Source organism: Actinomycetospora sp. CA-101289 (assembly GCF_050955895.1).
Lineage (GTDB): Bacteria > Actinomycetota > Actinomycetes > Mycobacteriales > Pseudonocardiaceae > Actinomycetospora.
Window position 1 is genome coordinate 4,665,338 of sequence record NZ_CP192093.1, and the last position, 16,484, is coordinate 4,681,821.

At 75.6% G+C, this 16,484-nt stretch carries 20 protein-coding genes; 13 read left to right on the plus strand and 7 right to left on the minus strand.

Annotated features, from left to right (window positions below; all coding sequences use genetic code 11):
* Positions 1–43: 43 nt before the first annotated feature.
* Entirely contained in the window at positions 44–1,015 is a 972-nt protein-coding gene (locus tag ACQPX6_RS23345) for a hypothetical protein (protein WP_433782837.1), read from the plus strand.
* A gap of 62 nt (positions 1,016–1,077) precedes the next feature.
* On the opposite strand, the gene ACQPX6_RS23350 is transcribed toward ACQPX6_RS23345, so the two are convergent.
* Complete coding sequence (locus tag ACQPX6_RS23350) at positions 1,078–2,007, minus strand: endonuclease/exonuclease/phosphatase family protein (RefSeq protein WP_433782839.1); 930 nt, start codon at positions 2,005–2,007, stop codon at positions 1,078–1,080.
* Positions 2,008–2,081: 74 nt separating this feature from the next.
* On the minus strand, positions 2,082–2,672 hold the full coding sequence (locus ACQPX6_RS23355; RefSeq protein WP_433782841.1) for a TetR family transcriptional regulator: 591 nt from the start codon (positions 2,670–2,672) through the stop codon (positions 2,082–2,084).
* A 100-nt stretch (positions 2,673–2,772) separates the two neighbouring features.
* On the opposite strand from ACQPX6_RS23355, the gene ACQPX6_RS23360 reads away from it, so the two are divergent.
* From ACQPX6_RS23360 to zwf, 3 genes are all read left to right on the plus strand, one after another.
* Positions 2,773–3,798, plus strand: coding sequence for an NAD(P)-dependent alcohol dehydrogenase (locus tag ACQPX6_RS23360; protein ID WP_433782843.1), 1,026 nt, complete (start codon positions 2,773–2,775; stop codon positions 3,796–3,798).
* A gap of 56 nt (positions 3,799–3,854) precedes the next feature.
* The gene (locus ACQPX6_RS23365) at positions 3,855–4,262 is read left to right on the plus strand and encodes an SRPBCC family protein (RefSeq protein WP_433782844.1); all 408 of its coding nucleotides are present in this window, start codon (positions 3,855–3,857) and stop codon (positions 4,260–4,262) included.
* A 66-nt stretch (positions 4,263–4,328) separates the two neighbouring features.
* On the plus strand, positions 4,329–5,828 hold the full coding sequence (gene zwf / locus ACQPX6_RS23370; RefSeq protein ID WP_433782846.1) for a glucose-6-phosphate dehydrogenase: 1,500 nt from the start codon (positions 4,329–4,331) through the stop codon (positions 5,826–5,828).
* On the opposite strand, the gene ACQPX6_RS23375 is transcribed toward zwf, so the two are convergent.
* Positions 5,767–6,345 (minus strand): VOC family protein, encoded by a 579-nt coding sequence (locus ACQPX6_RS23375; protein ID WP_433782848.1) that lies wholly within the window; start codon positions 6,343–6,345, stop codon positions 5,767–5,769. The two genes, zwf and ACQPX6_RS23375, sit on opposite strands and share 62 nt — an antisense overlap.
* Positions 6,346–6,394: 49 nt before the next feature.
* On the minus strand, positions 6,395–7,594 hold the full coding sequence (dinB, locus tag ACQPX6_RS23380; protein ID WP_433782850.1) for a DNA polymerase IV: 1,200 nt from the start codon (positions 7,592–7,594) through the stop codon (positions 6,395–6,397).
* 131 nt (positions 7,595–7,725) lie between these two features.
* Between dinB and ACQPX6_RS23385 the strand changes: the two genes are divergently transcribed.
* Together ACQPX6_RS23385 and ACQPX6_RS23390 are read left to right on the plus strand one after the other, a co-directional pair.
* On the plus strand, positions 7,726–8,184 hold the full coding sequence (locus ACQPX6_RS23385; protein ID WP_433782851.1) for an Hsp20/alpha crystallin family protein: 459 nt from the start codon (positions 7,726–7,728) through the stop codon (positions 8,182–8,184).
* A gap of 93 nt (positions 8,185–8,277) precedes the next feature.
* Positions 8,278–8,640 (plus strand): MerR family transcriptional regulator, encoded by a 363-nt coding sequence (locus ACQPX6_RS23390; protein ID WP_433782853.1) that lies wholly within the window; start codon positions 8,278–8,280, stop codon positions 8,638–8,640.
* A gap of 3 nt (positions 8,641–8,643) precedes the next feature.
* On the opposite strand, the gene ACQPX6_RS23395 is transcribed toward ACQPX6_RS23390, so the two are convergent.
* Complete coding sequence (locus ACQPX6_RS23395; protein WP_433782855.1) at positions 8,644–8,784, minus strand: hypothetical protein; 141 nt, start codon at positions 8,782–8,784, stop codon at positions 8,644–8,646.
* Positions 8,785–8,935: 151 nt separating this feature from the next.
* Here ACQPX6_RS23395 and ACQPX6_RS23400 point away from each other — a divergent pair, with 151 nt between their 5' ends.
* The 5 genes from ACQPX6_RS23400 (at position 8,936) to ACQPX6_RS23420 (ending at position 12,899) form a co-directional block, all read left to right on the plus strand.
* Positions 8,936–9,979: a patatin-like phospholipase family protein gene (locus tag ACQPX6_RS23400; RefSeq protein WP_433782857.1), complete on the plus strand. Its 1,044-nt coding sequence runs from the start codon at positions 8,936–8,938 to the stop codon at positions 9,977–9,979.
* Positions 9,976–11,583 (plus strand): IucA/IucC family protein, encoded by a 1,608-nt coding sequence (locus ACQPX6_RS23405; protein ID WP_433782859.1) that lies wholly within the window; start codon positions 9,976–9,978, stop codon positions 11,581–11,583. The genes ACQPX6_RS23400 and ACQPX6_RS23405 overlap by 4 nt, the downstream gene beginning before the upstream one ends.
* On the plus strand, positions 11,580–11,909 hold the full coding sequence (locus ACQPX6_RS23410) for a Dabb family protein (RefSeq protein WP_433782861.1): 330 nt from the start codon (positions 11,580–11,582) through the stop codon (positions 11,907–11,909). The genes ACQPX6_RS23405 and ACQPX6_RS23410 overlap by 4 nt, the downstream gene beginning before the upstream one ends.
* Positions 11,910–11,944: 35 nt before the next feature.
* Positions 11,945–12,388, plus strand: a complete 444-nt coding sequence (locus tag ACQPX6_RS23415) for a universal stress protein (protein ID WP_433782862.1) — start codon at positions 11,945–11,947, stop codon at positions 12,386–12,388.
* An 85-nt stretch (positions 12,389–12,473) separates the two neighbouring features.
* Entirely contained in the window at positions 12,474–12,899 is a 426-nt protein-coding gene (locus ACQPX6_RS23420) for a hypothetical protein (RefSeq protein ID WP_433782863.1), read from the plus strand.
* 1 nt (position 12,900) lies between these two features.
* Here the strand turns inward: ACQPX6_RS23420 and ACQPX6_RS23425 are convergent, their stop codons facing one another.
* Positions 12,901–13,674 (minus strand): SDR family NAD(P)-dependent oxidoreductase, encoded by a 774-nt coding sequence (locus ACQPX6_RS23425; RefSeq protein ID WP_433782864.1) that lies wholly within the window; start codon positions 13,672–13,674, stop codon positions 12,901–12,903.
* 121 nt (positions 13,675–13,795) lie between these two features.
* Here ACQPX6_RS23425 and ACQPX6_RS23430 point away from each other — a divergent pair, with 121 nt between their 5' ends.
* Both ACQPX6_RS23430 and ACQPX6_RS23435 read left to right on the plus strand, forming a co-directional pair.
* A complete protein-coding gene (locus ACQPX6_RS23430; RefSeq protein WP_433782865.1) occupies positions 13,796–14,362 on the plus strand; it encodes a PadR family transcriptional regulator in 567 nt (188 codons plus the stop codon).
* Positions 14,363–14,367: 5 nt separating this feature from the next.
* Positions 14,368–15,639 carry a cytochrome P450 gene (locus ACQPX6_RS23435; RefSeq protein WP_433788335.1) on the plus strand — a complete coding sequence of 424 codons (1,272 nt, stop codon included), beginning with the start codon at positions 14,368–14,370 and terminating at the stop codon, positions 15,637–15,639.
* Positions 15,640–15,696: 57 nt separating this feature from the next.
* On the opposite strand, the gene ACQPX6_RS23440 is transcribed toward ACQPX6_RS23435, so the two are convergent.
* The gene (locus tag ACQPX6_RS23440) at positions 15,697–16,452 is read right to left on the minus strand and encodes an ANTAR domain-containing protein (protein ID WP_433788336.1); all 756 of its coding nucleotides are present in this window, start codon (positions 16,450–16,452) and stop codon (positions 15,697–15,699) included.
* Positions 16,453–16,484: the final 32 nt, after the last annotated feature.

Here is a 16,484-nt window from a genome sequence, read left to right on the forward strand (position 1 = left end):
GGTCAATCGTGACGAGGTGTAACGACCTGACCGAGGCGGTGCCGTGACCACGACGCTCGCGTCCCCCGACGCACCGACCCGAACGCCCTCGTCCTGGCCGCGCGTCCTGTGGGTCGCCGGCGCGGCGTTGCTGGTGGCGATGGTGGTGCACCTCGTCGCGATGGTCGTGCTCGACGGACCCGTCAGCGGACCGGTGTCGCTGCGCAAGCCGGCGACGTTCGCCGAGACCGGCTGGCTCCTGTGCTGGTCGGTCGCCGCGGTGCTGCCCCGCCTGCGCACGAGGCCGTGGCAGCGCCACGTCGTCGGGGGCGCGGTGCTGGCGTTCGCGGTCGTCGAGACGGCGGTGATGGCCGTCCAGGCCTGGCGCGGCGTGCCCAGCCACTACAACTTCACGACCCCGCTCGACGCCGCCCTGGTGCGCGGGGGCGCCGCGGGCACCGCGGTGGTGTTCGTCGTCGGGATGGTCGTGCTGCTCGGGGTGGCGCTGCGCTCGCGAGGATCGGCGGCCGGGGTGCGGCTCGGCGTGGTCGGCGGCGTCGTGGTCGTGCTGGTCGGGGCGGCGACCGGCATGGTCATGATCTCGACGAACAGCGGGGTCTACCGGGGCGGGATCGGCAGCGGGTTCGGCGTCTCCGGCGCGTACTTCGGGCCCGAGGCCGCCACCGTCGGCCCCGACTACGCCGGCTTCCGTCCCGCCACCGCGGGCGGCGACCTCGTGCTCCCCCACGCCGTCGGCGTGCACGGGATGCTCCTGCTCGCCGTCCCGGCTGTCCTGCTCGCCGGGACGACCCTCGCCGCGCGGACCCGCCTGGCGCTGGTGGCGACGATGGGCGCGGCGGTCGGCCTGGGCCTCGCCGTGCTGCTCGTGCACGCCTTCCGGATGCTGCCGCTCGAGGCGCTGGGGCCGGCGGGCCTCACCCTGCTCGCGGGGTGCGCGCTGGCGTACCTGGGCGCGGTGGCGGTGACGGCGCGCGCGGTGCTGGCGGGGAGGTCGCCCGCCCCGGCCCGCGAGTGATCGAAGTACCGATACGGACACTCAACGTCAGCGACGCCACTTCGCTGACACTCCGGCCCGACTCAGCCGAGGTGCGCGAGCACGGCCCGGTGGTCGCTGCCGGGCAGGTCGAGCACGCGCGTGGCGCGCACCGCGATCCCGCCGCCGGCGAGGACGTGGTCGATGCGGAACCCGAGCCAGCGCGGCCAGCGCGACGGCCAGGTCGGCGGGTGTCCCGGCGCGCGCCCCTCGCCGAGGGCGGCCAGCGCGCGGTGCTCGACGGTGGTGTTGAGGTCGCCGGCGACGACGGTCGGGCCGCGCGCGGCCACCCGCCACGCCGTGACCAGCTCCAGCTCGCGGGCCCAGCGCCCGACCAGCCCGCGGACCGGGGCCACCGGGTGCGTCGCCAGCACGCGGACCCCGCCCAGCGCCCCGCCGCTGACCTCGAGCCAGCCGTAGAGCCCGCCGTCGGCCACCGGGGCGACGTCGACGTCCCCGAGCGACGGCGCGGTGAGCACCGTCGTCCAGGGGCCGTCGGGGTCGCGCGGGACGTGGCGGTGGGCGCGCGGCGGCGGGGCGGTGCGGGCGCGGTAGCCGAGGTCGGCGATCGCGGGCTCCAGGCGCGCGCGGAACCGCTCGCCGGCCTCGGGCAGCACGACGAGGTCGGGGCGCTCGGCGCGCACGATCGCCGCGAGTGCCGCGGTGTCGGCGCGGCCCTGCCACACGTTGGCGACGAGGACGGTCAGCCGGACGGGGCCCGGTGCCGGCGCGGTCGTCCGCGGCAGCCGGGCGACCACGAGCCCGGCGACGGCCGCCGCGCCGAGGGCGAGCGGGCGGGCCCGCGGGGACGCCGCCGCCAGCAGGCCGGCCGCGAGCCCGACGCCGCCGGCGAGCACGGGCCGGGCGGCGAGCAGCACGGGCCACGGCGACCGCCGCTCCAGCCCCGTCAGCTCGGGGACGAGCAGCGCGCCCGTGGCCCCGGCCCCCGCCAGGAACCCGGCCCACCGCAGCACGCGTGCTCCCCTCCCGATCGACCCGACCCCGACGACCCGATCATCGTCGCGGCGGGCCGGTCGGTTCGGCGTGATCAGGCCCCGGACCAGTCGGCAGCGGGCGTGAAGGCCCCCCGGACCGCGGCGGCGAGGGCGGTGCGGCGGCGCTCGTGCTCGGCCGGGTCGTCGCCCGTGCCGGCCGCGATGGTGACGCTGGCCGGCGACCAGGCCATCGACAGCGCGATGACCATGGAGTACACGTCCGCGGGCGCCGTGTCCGCGGTGACCAGCCCCCGGTCCTGGGCCTCGCGGATCGCCGCGAGCTTGCTCGCGACGTCGTCGGCGGCCGGGGTGAGCAGGTCGCCGGTCGGCACCCGCTCGAGGCGCGCCCACGTCGCGAGCAGCACGACCTCGGGCCGCTCGAGGTAGGAGTCGTAGAGCCGGACCGCGTAGCCGGGCAGGTCGGTGGCGTCGAGGGGGACGAGGTCGACGATCAGGGCCAGGTGCTCGGCGAAGACCGCGTCGAACAGGCCGTCCTTCGAGGTGAACCACGCGTAGATCTGCGCCTTGTTCGCCGGGGCGGCCGCCGCGATCCGGTCGACGCGCGCCCCGGCGATGCCGTAGCGCGCGAACTCGGCCGCGGCCGCGTCCAGCAGTCGGCGCCGCGTCGCCTGGCCGTCACCCATACCGAGAGACTAACCGTTTGGTTTGCGTCGGGCGAGGACGCGGCCTAGCGTGGGCGTCGGTAACCAACCAGTTTGTTTCGGAGGAGACACCGTGCACCAGGTGACGGGATGGGCAGCGAGTGCGCCGGGGTCGGCGCCGGCGCCGTGGACGTTCGCGCGCCGCGACCCGGGCGCCCGCGACGTCGTCGTACGGGTGACCTTCTGCGGGCTCTGCGCGAGCGACCTCGCGGCGCTGCGCCACGGCGACCCGGCGGCGTTCCCGCTGGTCGCGGGGCACGAGATGGTCGGCGAGGTCACCGCCGTCGGCCCGGACGTCGCGGCCTTCGCGGTCGGGGACGCGGTCGCCGTCGGCAACATCATCGGCTCCTGCGGCGTCTGCCCGGAGTGCCGCGCGGGCCGGGAGAACGACTGCCGGGAGTTCCCGACGCTGACCTACGGCGGCCCCGACCGCGTCTCGGGCGGCACCACCCAGGGCGGGTTCTCCGACGAGATCGTGGTCGACGAGCACTTCGTGTACGCCTCCCCCGCCGGCCTCGACCCGGCCGGCGTGGCGCCGCTGCTCTGCGCGGGGGCCACCACGTGGTCGCCGCTGCGCCGCTTCGGCGCGGGGCCGGGCACCACGGTCGGCGTGGTCGGGGTCGGCGGGCTGGGGCACCTCGCGATCCGCTTCGCCCACGCGCTCGGCGCCGAGACCGTCGCCTTCACCTCGTCGCCGGCCAAGGGCGACGCCGCCCGCGCCCTCGGGGCCGACGACGTCGTCGTGTCCTCCGACGCGAAGGAGATGGACGCCCAGCACCGGCGCTGCGACCTCGTGCTCGACACGACCGGCGCCGACATCGACCTCGCGCCCTACCTCGCCGCGCTGGCGGTGGACGGCACCTACGTCCTCGCCGGCATCCCGGGCCGGCCGCTGCGCGTCGACCCGATGAGCCTCGTCGTCGGCGAGAAGCGGATCGCCGGCACCGGGAGCGCCGGCGTGCCCGCGACGCGGGAGATGCTCGCGTTCTGCGGGGATCACGGGATCACCGCCGACGTCGAGGTCGTGCCCGCCGCGCGGCTCGGCGAGGCGATGGACCGGCTCGCGCGCGGCGACGTGCGCTTCCGGTTCGCGGTGGACCTGCGCTGAGGTCGGTGTCCGATCCGTCCACGACCCGCGCGCCACGGGGGTCCAGGATCGCCGACGTGACAGAGACACGGCTCGTGGCGACGACGATCCGGCGCGACTGGCGGGAGGTCTACGCGTACGCGGCGGACCCCCGTCACCTCGTGGAGTGGGCGTCCGGGCTCGCGGAGGCCCAGGTGTCCGAGGCGCCCGACCGGCCGGGCACGTGGCTCGCGGACTCACCGATGGGCCGGGTCGAGGTGGTCTTCGCGCCGCCGAACGACCTCGGCGTGCTCGACCACACCGTGCGCCTGCCCGACGGCACCGAGGTGCCCAACCCGCTGCGCGTGGTCCCGCTCGGCGACGGCGCCGAGGTCGTGTTCCACGTCCGCCGCCGCGACGGGATGAGCGACGAGGAGTTCGCCGCCGACGCCGACCACGTGGCCCGCGACCTGGAGAGCCTGCGGCGGATCCTCGAGGACGGCTGAGTCCTCGCCGCTGTCCTCACGGCGATGACCCACGGACGTCACTCCCGGGTACTACGGTCCCGTCACATGACCGACCGCGAGGTGGAGTCCGTCGCCTACCCCGGTCCCGGATCGCGCCCCTTCCGGCGCGACCTCGACCCGATCGCCCCGCACGTGATCGTCCTGTTCGGCTGCACCGGCGACCTCGCCAAGCGCAAGCTCCTGCCCGGGCTGGCCTACCTCGCGGAGTCGGAGCTCGCGCCGGCGATCCGCATCGTCGGCACGGCGATGGAGGACCTCGACACCGAGGGGTTCCGCGACCTCGCCCACGACTCGGTGCAGAACTACGGGATGCACAAGCTCGCCGAGGCCGCCTGGGACGACTTCGCCGCGCGATTGACCTACGTGCCCCACAGCGCGGGCCCGGAGGGCCTCACCGCGGCGGTGAAGGAGGCGCAGGCGCAGCTCGGCGACGGCACGCGGCTGCTGCACTACCTCTCGGTGCCGCCGAAGGCCGCGCAGGCCGTGGTGGAGATGCTGCGCGACGCCGACCTCGCCACCGGCGCGCGCGTGATCATGGAGAAGCCGTTCGGGCACGACTTCGAGAGCGCGGTGCGGCTCAACGCCTTCGTGCACGAGGTGTTCGCCGAGTCGCAGGTGTTCCGCATCGACCACTTCCTCGGCAAGGAGGCGGCGCAGAACATCCTCGCGTTCCGCTTCGCCAACGGGCTGTTCGAGCCGATCTGGAACCGGAACTTCATCGACCACGTCCAGATCGACATCCCCGAGTCCCTGGGCCTGGAGACGCGCGCGAACTTCTACGAGGCCACCGGCGCGTTCAAGGACATGGTCGTCACCCACCTCATGCAGGTGATGGCGTTCGTGGCCATGGAGCCGCCGACGGCGCTCGAGCCGCGGTCGATCAGCGAGGAGAAGAACAAGGTCTTCCGCTCGCTGCTGCCGATCCACCCCGGCGACGTGGTGCGCGGGCAGTTCGGCGGCTACCGCGAGCACGACGACGTCGCGAACGACTCCGACACCGAGACGTTCATCGCGCTGCGCGTCGGCGTCGACAACTGGCGGTGGGCGGGCGTCCCCTTCTACCTGCGCACCGGCAAGCAGCTCGCCGAGGGCCAGAGGATCATCTCGATCGCGTTCAAGGAGGCCCCGCGGACGATGTTCCCGCCGGGCTCCGGCGTCGGCACCCAGGGCCCGGACCACCTGACGTTCGACCTCGCCGACTCCTCGCGGGTGTCGCTGTCGTTCTACGGCAAGCGCCCGGGGCCCGGGATGCGGCTGCAGAAGCTCTCGATGCAGTTCTCCACCCAGGAGACCGGCGAGGCGTCCGACGTGCTCGAGGCCTACGAGCGCCTGATCCTCGACGCGATGCGCGGCGACCACACGCTGTTCACCACGTCGGAGGGCATCGAGTCGCTGTGGGAGCGCGCGATCCCGCTGCTCGCCGACCCCCCGCCCGTCAAGCCCTACCCCGTCGGCTCGTGGGGGCCGAACGCCATCCACCAGCTCATCGCGCCCAACGCCTGGCGCCTGCCGTTCGAGCGCGCCTGGCGGGAGAAGAAGATCTAGGGACGCTCAGGGCCTCGTCGATCGTCCGGTGCACGTAGCTCGGCGGCGCCGCAGGGTCCGGGCGCCAGGAGGGCACCTCGTCGGGCCTCTCGGACGGCGCGACGCTGTTGGGGCCGTACTCGAACAGCCACCAGAGGCCGCCCCACGGGTCGCGCAGCCGCGCCAGGCGCTGGCCGCCGTGGAACGGGGTCGGCTCCGTGACGACCTCGGCGCCGGCGGCGCGGGCCGCGGCGACGACCGCGTCGGCGTCGCGCACGTAGACCTGGAGCAGGGCCGGGGTGGACGCCCAGTGCGGCTTGGCGTCGCACACCATGATCGTCGAGTCGCCGACGCACACCTCGGCGTGGATGAGCAGGCCGTCGGCGTCGACGGTGTGGGCGGCGCGTGTCTCGCGACCGCCGAGGACGTCGGCGACGAAGCGCAGGAAGCCCTCGGCGCCGCCGGGCCCGCGCACCGCGACGAAGGGGTTGACGGTGCCGTAGCCGGGCGGGAGGTCGTCGCCGGTCAGGATGTCCATGCGCCCAGCGTGCCGTCCACGGCGGACAGGAACGGTCCGCCACCGACGATCAGTCGGGCAGCATCGGCATCTCGAGCCCCTGGTCGCGGCCGAGGAGGGTCGCGCGGGTGAGGGCGGTGAGGCCGTAGCGCTCGCGGACGTCGTCGACGGCGACGTCGAGCGAGTGCGGGTGCGCGTCGCCGGCGAACGGCAGCTCGAGCTGCGCCCCGCCCTCGTCGTCGAGGTTGCCGACGGCCACGCCGAGCATGGTCAGCCCGCGTTCGGCGATCAGCGGGGCGGCTGCGGCGGCGAGCAGGCGGACGGCGGCGAGGACCGCGTCGGTCTCGTCGGTGGCCGCGGCCAGGGTGTGCGAGCGGGTGGCGCGGGCGTAGTCGGCGAAGCGCAGCCGCAGCGTCACCGTGCGCCCGGTGCGCCCGGCCCGGCGCATCCGGCGCGTGACCCGGTCGACCAGCCCGATGAGCACCGCGTCGGCGCGCTCGGGCGAGACCGGGTCGCGCCCGAGCGCACGCTGCGCGCCGACGGAGCGCCGGCGGCGGCCGACCTGCACGCGGCGGGGGTCGCGCCCGTGCGCCAGCGCGTCGAGGTGCCGCCCGGCGGCGCGCCCGAGCAGCGACTCGAGGGTGGGCCCGCCGATGGCGGCGAGGTCGCCGACCGTGCGGACGCCGTGGCCGTGGAGCTTGCGCGAGGTCACCTCGCCGACGCCCCAGAGCACCTCGACGGGCAGCGGGTGCAGGAACTCCAGCTCGCGGCCGGGCTCGACCACGAGCAGCCCGTCGGGCTTGGCGACGCGGCTGGCGACCTTCGCGAGGAACTTCGTGGCCGCCACGCCCACGGTGATCGGCAGCCCGACGTCGTCGGCGACGGCCCGCCGCAGCCGCGCCGCGATCTCCGACGGCGGCCCCGCGATGCGCCGCAGCCCCGCGACGTCGAGGAACGCCTCGTCGATCGAGATGGGCTCCACCAGCGGGGTCACCGAGGAGAACACCGAGAACACGGCCCGGCTCGCCCCGCTGTAGGCCTCCATGCGCGGCGGGACCACCACCGCGTCGGGGCACAGGGCCCGGGCCATCCGCCCGCCCATGGCCGTGCGCACGCCGCGCGCCTTGGCCTCGTAACTGCAGGCGAGCACCACCCCGCCGCCGACGATCACCGGGCGCCCGCGCAGCGACGGGTCGTCGCGCTGCTCGACCGAGGCGTAGAAGGCGTCGAGATCCGCGTGCAGGATCGTCGGCTCGCTCGACACGAACACACGTTCGCACGCGGGACCGACCGCCGGAGATTCCTCCACGAAGTACTTGCGCAAACTTGTAGGTAGAGCTATAACTATCTGCGTCGGAACCAGCAAGAACGCAGTGCGGCGACGGAAGGAGATGACCGATCGTGCTGCTGAACTACGACCCCTTCGACACCTTCCGCGCGCTCGAGCGCCTCACGGGCGCCGCCCGCCACCAGGCCTCGAGCGGCATGCCGATGGACGTCTACCGGGCCGGTGACCACTTCGTCGCCTCGTTCGACCTGCCCGGTGTCGACCCCGGTTCGATCGACGTGTCCGTGGAGGGCAACGCGCTGACCGTCACCGCCGCGCGCACCGCGCCGAGCGGCGACGGCGACTACCTGGTCGCCGAGCGACCGCGCGGGCGCTACAGCCGCCAGCTGATGCTGGGGCGCGACCTCGACCTCGAGCGGCTGCACGCGTCGTACACCGACGGCGTGCTGACCCTGACGATCCCGGTGGCCGACAAGGCCAAGCCGCGCCGCATCGAGATCGAGCACGCCGCCGGCAGCACCAGCATCGAGGGCGCCCCCGGGCACCACGCGGAGGAGGCGCCCGCGAGCTGACCCGTCCGACCATCTCCCCCGCCGCGAGCACCCGCCGGGCCGACCCGGCGGGTGCTCGCGCACGTCGGCCGCACGTCCCCCAGGAGGGCCACCATGGGCGTCGAACGCCTCGACGACACCGACTACCCGGCCCTGACCATCGGGCGGGCCGCCGACCTCATCGGCGTCGCGCCGGCGTTCCTGCGCAGCCTGGACGCCGCCGACCTGCTGCACCCGCACCGCTCCGACGGCGGGCAGCGCCGGTACTCGCGGCGCCAGGTGGAGTTCGCCGCGCGGGTGCGCGAGCTGGCCGACGAGGGCCACACCATCGCCGGAGCGGCGTCGATCCTCGTCCTGCGCGGGGATCTCGCCGACGCGCAGCGCGACCTCGCGACGGCGCGGGCCGAGCGGGACGAAGCCCTCGCCGAACGCGACGAGGCGCGCGCGGACCTCGCCCGCCGGGACGCAGGCGGGTGAGCCTCAGCCCCGCAGCCGCAGGATCACGGGCGGCCCGGCCTGCCGCAGGACCACCCGCGGGTCGCGGCGCAGTCGCTCGACCTTGCCGCTCGACGCCGGGGTCGTGACGACGAGGGCGCCGTCCTCCCGTCGCGGGCCACCCACACCCGTGTCGCGACCCCCTCGCCGGTGCGCCGGAACGTCGTCAGCGATACGAAGGGCTCGTCGCCCAGGGCGGACGGTCCGGAGGGGGCACTCACCGACCCACCCCACCACCCCGGTGCCGCGCCCGCCCGACGAGGGGAAGAGTGGGCCCATGGCCAGGACCACCACACGGCCGGCCGACCTCGTGCTCGAGGGCGGCGGGGTCAAGGGCATCGGGCTCGCCGGTGCGGTCGCGGCGATGACCGACCAGGGCTGGACGCCGCACCGCGTCTCGGGCACGTCGGCGGGCGCGCTCGTCGCGGCGGTGACCGCCGCGGGCGCGACCGGTGAGCAGCTGGGCGAGATCACGGCGCGGCTGGACTTCCGCCAGGTCGCCGACCCCGGCGGCCTCGGGCGCCTGCCGCTGGTCGGCCCGGCGCTGGCGTTCGTCGGCGGGCAGGGCCTCTACCAGGGCGAGTGGCTGCACACCTGGGTCACCGACGAGCTCGCGGCGCTGGGCGTGCGGACGTTCGGCGACCTGCGCATCGACGACCCGTCCCTGCCGCCCGAGCAGCGCTACCGGCTGGTGGTGACGTGCTCGGACCTGACGCTCGGCCAGCTGGTGCGCCTGCCGTGGGACTACCGGTCGGTGTACGGGCTCGACCCGGACGAGCAACCGGTGGCCGACGCGGTCCGGGCCTCGATGGCGATCCCGTTCCTCTTCCGGCCCACCACGCTGACCAACCCGTACACCGGGCTGACGTCCACGCTGGTGGACGGCGGGATCCTGTCCAACTTCCCCATCGACTCGCTCGACCGCACCGACGGCCGCGAGCCCGGGTGGCCGACGTTCGGGATCACGATCACCACCGCCCCGAAGCCCGGCATCGGCGACCGCGTCGCCCTGTTCCACTCCCGCTGGTTCGACATCCCGCAGCCCGCCCCGCTGCGCCTGCTCGAGCAGCTGGTCACGACGATGCTCCTCGGCCGCGACCAGGCGGTGCTCAACCAGCCCTGGGTCGCCGCGCGCACCATCCACGTCGACGCCGGCGCGGTCGGGCTGCTCGACTTCGGCGTCAGCCCGGCACGTGCCCGCGGGCTCTACGACGCGGGCTACCGGGCGGCCGAGGAGTTCCTCGCCCGGTTCGACTGGGAGTCCTACAAGCGCCGCTTCCGCCGGGACGTGCGCGCCCCGTCGGTCAGCGGCGCCGGGTGAGCAGCCCGTCCACCGCTCGCGCCGAGCTCGCCGCCCGGGAACGCCTGGTCGCGTCGCTGCTGCGCGAGCTGGACCCGCCCGCCGACCGTGACGCGGGCGGGGACGGGCACGTCCTGCGGGTGACGCTGCCCGCCGGCACCCTCGGCGTCGCGCTCCGGAGCTGGTCGCCCACCGGGCACCACCGCCTCGGGCCGGGGGCGACGCTCGACACCGGGTCCGGGCCGCGGCCGGCCGCGCACGAGGACGTCGTCACCACGATCCTCGAGGCCGTTCTCGACGATGGCGGGGAGGGCCAGCCGGTCGACCGCCTCGCCGCGCTGGTCGCCCACAGCGTCGCCCGCACCGCCCGCTACCTGGACGCGCCACCGCGGGCCACCGGCGACCCCACGCGCGACGCCGAGCAGTCGCTGCTCCTGGGCCACCCATTCCACCCGACCCCGAAGAGCGCCGAGGGCCTGGGCGACGACGACCTCGCCGCCTGGGCGCCCGAGCTCGGCGCCGCGTTCGTCCTGCACCACCTCGCGCTGCACCCGCGCGTGGTCCTCGCCGCCGGCGCGCCCGGCGACCCGCCGCCGGCCGTCGCGGAACGCCTGCCCGCGGGCTGGTCCGCGGTGCCCGTGCACCCGTACCAGGCGCGCGTGCTCGCCGACGACCCGACGCTCGCGCGGCTCGCGGCCGAGGGTGCCGCGCGGTGGATCGGGCCGGTCGGCGCGCCGGTGTGGCCGACGTCGTCGGTGCGCACCGTCGTCGACCCCGCGGCCGGCGTGCAGTGGAAGCTGCCGCTGCGCGCCCGCCTGACCCACTTCGTGCGCACCACGCCGCCGGAGCAGGCGCGGCGCGCGGTGGACGCGGCCGCCGTCGTCGCGGGCCTCGGTCCGCTGCCCGCGGGCTTCGGCGTGCTCGCCGACACGGGCTTCCGCACCGTCGACCCCGCGGTCGGCGGCGAGCGCCTCGCCGCGGACCTCACCGTCATCACCCGCGAACCCTTCCCGCCGGGCGGGTGGCGGGTGCTGGCCGCGGTGCTCGAGGACGGCCCGGGCGGGCAGGAGCCGCCGCTGCTCGCGGACGTGCGCGCCGCGGGCGACGTCCACGGCTGGCTGCGGCGCTGGCTCGCGGTGTCGCTGGTGCCGCTGCTGGCGCTGTTCGGCCGGCACGGGATCGGGTTCGAGGCCCACCCCCAGAACACCCTGCTGCGCACCGGCCCCGACGGGTGGCCGACCGGGTGCCGGGTGCGCGACCTCGAGGGCGCCCACGTCCGCGCCGACCGCGTCCCGCCCGGCCTCGACCCCGCGTCGCCGCTGGTCTACACGCCGGCCGACGCGTGGCGGCGGCTGCGCTACCACGCGGTGGTGAACCACCTCGCCCTGCTCGTCGCCGTGCTCGGGCGGCACACGGTGGGCGAGGAGGCGCTGTGGCGCACGGTCGCCGCGACCCTCGCCGCGGTCGACGATCCCGACGCCGCCCCCGGGGCGCACGACCTGCTGACCAGCGCGACCCTGCCCGCGAAGGCGCACCTGCGCAGCTGGGCCGCCGGGCGCGGCGAGGACCCGATCTACGTGGGGATCACCAACCCGATCGCGGCCACGGGAGGATGGCGCGCATGAGCTTCACGCACGTGGTCACGTTCGCCTGGGCGCCCGACAGCGACGCCGCCCGGGACCCCGCCGTCGTGGACGGCATCGCCGCGTCGCTGCGGGAGTTCGTCGACGGCGCCGACCTCGCCGGCCTGCGGTCGTGGACCTGCGGGCGCGACGCCGGCCTCGCGAACGGCAACGGCAACGGCGACTTCGCCGTCGTCGCGGTGTTCGACGACGTCGACGCCTACGCCGCCTACCGCGACCACCCCGAGCACCCCGAGCACCGGCGGATCATCGACGAGCAGATCGCGCACCGGGTGGGGCAGCGCAGCGCGGTGCAGTTCGCCGGCTGAGGCGGCGCCGGCCGCGCAGGAGGAAGATCGGGTCCATGACGGGCTTCGAGCTCGGGACCGACGGCCCCGGCACCATCCTCACCGCGGTCGACGGGTCGATCACCTCGCTGCGCGCCGGCGCCTACGCCGCCGGCCTGGCACGCCGGCAGCACGCGCACCTGCTGGTGCTGACGGTGGCGACGACGTCCCCGCTCGCGGCCATGGCGCCCGGCGCGCTGCCGGTGCTCACCGAGGCCGCCGGAGAGCTCGCCGCCGACGTCCAGGGCGAGGCGCGTCGTTACCTCGAGGACCTCGAGCTCACGGGCGAACTGATCGCGCGCCAGGGCGACCCGTACACCGAGATCGTGCGCCTGGCCGACGAACGCCGGGTGGACGCCGTCGTCGTCGGGGCGTCGATGAAGGCCGGGCACCGGCTGGTCGGTTCGCTGGCCGGACGCCTGGTGCGCGCCGGGAAGTGGCCCGTCACCGTCGTTCCCTAGCCGAATCACTCGTCTGCACCAGCGAGGCCCGGCGGAAGGCACCTACAGTGACACGGGTCTCCGTCATCTCGCCCCTGAGGTCGCCGTGGCCACCCGTCTGACGCCCGCCAGCCCCACCCACCTCGCCCCGTCCTACGCGACGCCGGCCTGGCTGCTCCGCGCGCGCACCACCGTGCCCGGCGTGCTGAGCCTCTACGCGGGGCGCCTGCGGCTGGTCACCGCCGCCGGCGTGGTGTTCGACGCCCCGCTCGCCGCCGTCGAGCGGCTGGCGTTCCCCTGGTACGAGGGGTCCGCGGGGCTCCGGGTCACCGTGGACGGCCACCGGTACCGCGTCTCGCTGACCCGCCCGCGTGGCGCCGCCTTCCCCGCCGACCGGCTGCTCGGCGGCAGCGCCGACACCGCCCACGGCCCCGGCGGCGGCGCGGTGGACAAGACCGGCGCCGTCGCCGTGCACTCGGTGCTCGACGGCCGGGGCGCGGGGCGCGTCTGGCGCACGCTGCTCGGGGCCTAGCTCAGCTCATGTTCGGCTGACCGTTCGAGGCGCCCAGCCCCCCGTCGACGGGGATGTGCGCGCCGTTGACGAAGCGCGCGTCGTGGCTCGCGAGGAACGCGATGACGTCCGCGACCTCGGCGGGCTCGGCGGGCCGGCCCATCGGGATGCGCTGGCGGAACGCCGTCATCGTCGCGTCGTCCTCGCGGATGCCCTCGGACATGTCGGTGACGGTCAGGCTCGGGTGCACGGCGTTGACGCGCACGCCCTCGCCCGCGTGGTCGAGGGCCATCGAGTTGGTGAGGTTGGTGACCGCGCCCTTCGCGGCGTTGTAGGCCGCCATGCCCCAGTCGCCACCGAGCCCGGACACCGAGCCGACGTTGACGATGCTGCCGCCGGCCTCGCGCAGGCGGGGCAGCGCGGCCTTCGAGGCGTAGAAGACGCCGTCGACGTCGGTGGCCATCACCCGGCGCCAGGCGTCGGCGTCGAGGTCCTCGACCGTGCCCGGCTCGGCGACGGCGGCGTTGTTGACCAGCGTGTCCAGGCGCCCGTGCTCGGCGACGACCTCGGCGACCAGCGCGGTCACCGCCTGCTCGTCGGAGGTGTCGGCGACCCGCGCGTGCAGCGACGACCCGGCCGGCGCGTCGGCGACGACCTTGTCCAACTTCTCCTGCGTCCGCCCGGTGATCACCACCGTCGCGCCCTCGGCCCCGAAGCGGTGCGCGGTCGCGGCGCCGATGCCCGACCCCCCGCCGGTGACGATGACGACCTTGCCGGTGAAGCGGCCCTCGGCCACGTGTCCTCCTCGATCCGCGGATGCGTCCACCGGGCGTACCCGCTGCCCCGGCCGTGACCCGTCGTGTCGACGGGCTCACGTCGGGTGGCGCTCTCGCCGTACCTAGGTCACGCTGACCTAGGTGTGGGTCGACGTGCTGTTGCTGAGCCAGCTCGCCCGCCGGCCGTCGCACGGTTACGAGCTGCGGCGCCGCGTGGAGGCGGCGACGGGCTTCGTGCTGCACAACAACTCGCTCTACCCCGCGCTCAAGCGCTTCTCCGACGCCGGCGCGGTCACCCGCACCCTCGAGCCGCAGGAGGGTCGCCCGCCGCGGCACGTCTACGCGCTCACCGACGTCGGCCGCGAGCTGCTCCACGACCTGCTGGCCGACCTCCCCGACGACCTCGCCGGCGACGAGGCCGAGTTCCTCGCCCGGCTCGCCGGCTTCGCCCGCCTCACCCCCGACGAGCGCCGGGGCGTGCTCGACGCCCGGGCGCGCGTGCTGCGGGAGCGCCGCACGCGGGTCGCGGGGCTGGCCGAGGCCGCCGCGCCGGACGCCGACGGCGACCCCGGCGACCCCTGGGCCGCCCTCGTGCTCGACGAGGTGCTGCGCCGCGTCCGCGAGGAGCAGGCCTGGCTCGACCGCCTGGCGACCCGCGCCACCGACACGACCGCCCCCACGACCGACCGCACCGAGGAGATGCCGTGACCACCATCGCGACCTCGACCGCCCACGGCCCCGATGACGAGGGGGCGCCCGACCTGCCCCAGCTGCCGTTCCCGCGCGAGGGCGTCCTGCGCATCTCGCCGCTCTACGAGCGCCTGCGCGCCGCCGGACCGGTGACGCGGGTCCGCACGCCCGCCGGCGACGTCGCGTGGCTGGCCACGCGCTACGAGGAGGCCAAGGCCCTCTTCGCCGACCGCCGACTCGGACGCTCGCACCCGCGTCCCGAGGAGGCCGCCAAGGTGTCCGACGCCGGCGTCATGGCCGGCCCCAGCGGCGACCACGAGCACGAGGACGAAGACCACGCCAGCATGCGGCGCCTGCTCACCCCGGCGTTCTCGGCCAAGCGCATGCGCCGCCTGCACGACCGGGTCGCCGAACTGGCCGAGGGCCTCGTCGACGACCTCGTGGCCGCGCACGACGCCGGCACCGACCCGGTCGACCTGCACGCCGGGTTCTCGGTACCGCTGCCGATCTTCGTGATCTGCGAGCTGCTGGGCGTGCCCGTCGAGGACCGCGTCTACTTCAAGGGCCTCTCGGAGCGCATGGCGACGATGACCGGGGACGACCCGGCGATCGCCCGCGCCGAGTTCCAGCGCTACACCGGGCAGGTCGCCGAGGCCAAGCGCGCGGAGCCGGGCGAGGACGTCATCTCCGACCTCGTCGCCGCGCAGGCGCAGGACCCGCGACTCACCGACGAGCGCGTCGCCGAGCTGACCGCCGGGCTGCTGTTCGCCGGGCACGAGACCACGGTCAACCGGCTCTCGCTGGGTGTGCTCCTGCTGCTGGTCAACCCCGAGGCCCGCGACCGGCTCGTCGCCGACCCCGAGGGCGAGGTCGACGGGATCGTCGAGGAGGTCCTGCGCCTCGCCGAGCCCGGCGGGATGGGGCTGCTGCGCTACGCGCACACCGACGTCGTCGTGGGCGAGGGCGGTGACGACGGGGACCAGGTGACGATCCCGGCCGGCGACGCCGTCGTCATCGTCACCAGCGCCGCCAACCGCGACGAGGGCGCGTTCGGCGACGCCGACGACTTCGACCCCGACCGCGCCCCGAACCCGCACCTGTCGTTCGGCCACGGCCCGCACTTCTGCATCGGCGCGAGCCTCGCCCGCACCGAGCTGCGCGTGGGCCTGGCGACCCTGTTCCGGCGCCTGCCGGGGCTGCAGGCGGCGGTCGACCCGTCCGCGCTCACCCTGCACACCGAGCGCCTCACCGGCGGGCTCGACGAGCTGCCCGTCAGGTGCGCTCCGCGCACGTGAGCACTTCTCGGTGCTCCGGCACCGAGAAGTGCTCACCTGCGCGTCAGCGCACCCGGCTCACAGCTCGCTGCGGCGGGTCACGAGGGTCAGGGCCACCTCGCGGAGCTTGACGTTGAGGTCCTGCGACGTGCGGCGCAGCACGTCGAAGGCCTCCTCGGACGACAGGCCGCGGCGCTCCATGAGCACGCCCTTGGCCTGGCCGATGACGTCGCGGCTCTGGAGCGCCTCGAGCAGCTGGGTCTCGCGCAGCTCGGCGGCCGTGCGGCTCTGCACCGCGGCGATCGCGGTGGCGGCGTGGGCGGCGAGCACGAGGGCGAGATCGCGGTCGCCCTCGTCGAAGCCGTCCGCCGACCGGGACCAGAAGTTCAGCGCGCCGAAGCGCGGCGGCGAGCCGCCGGGGAACATGCCGGTGGACAGCACCGCGTGCAGCCCGAGCTCCTCGGCGCACCGCGCGCCGAACGTCGGCCACGGCGAGTCCGGGTCGCCGGTGCGCTGCAGGCACGCGCCGACGCCCTCGCGGTGCAGCACGGTGTGGCTCGGGCCCTCGCCCAGCTCGCCCTGCAGCGCGTCGGCCGCCTGGGCGTCCGGGTGGTTCGCCGACACCGTGTCGAGCCCGCCGTCGGGGCCGCGCAGCACCACCGAGACCAGGTCGGCACCCGGCACGACGGCGTTCGCCGCCTCGACGACCCGCTCGACCACGCCGAGCACCCCCTGCTCGCGCGGCACGGCGAACAGGGCGTCGGCGAGCTCGACGAAGGTGGTGGCGAGCCCGCCGTCGATCTCGTCGGTGTCCGACGGGCGGTCGAGGGGCATCACGGGGCAACCTCACGGCGAGCAGGACGGTC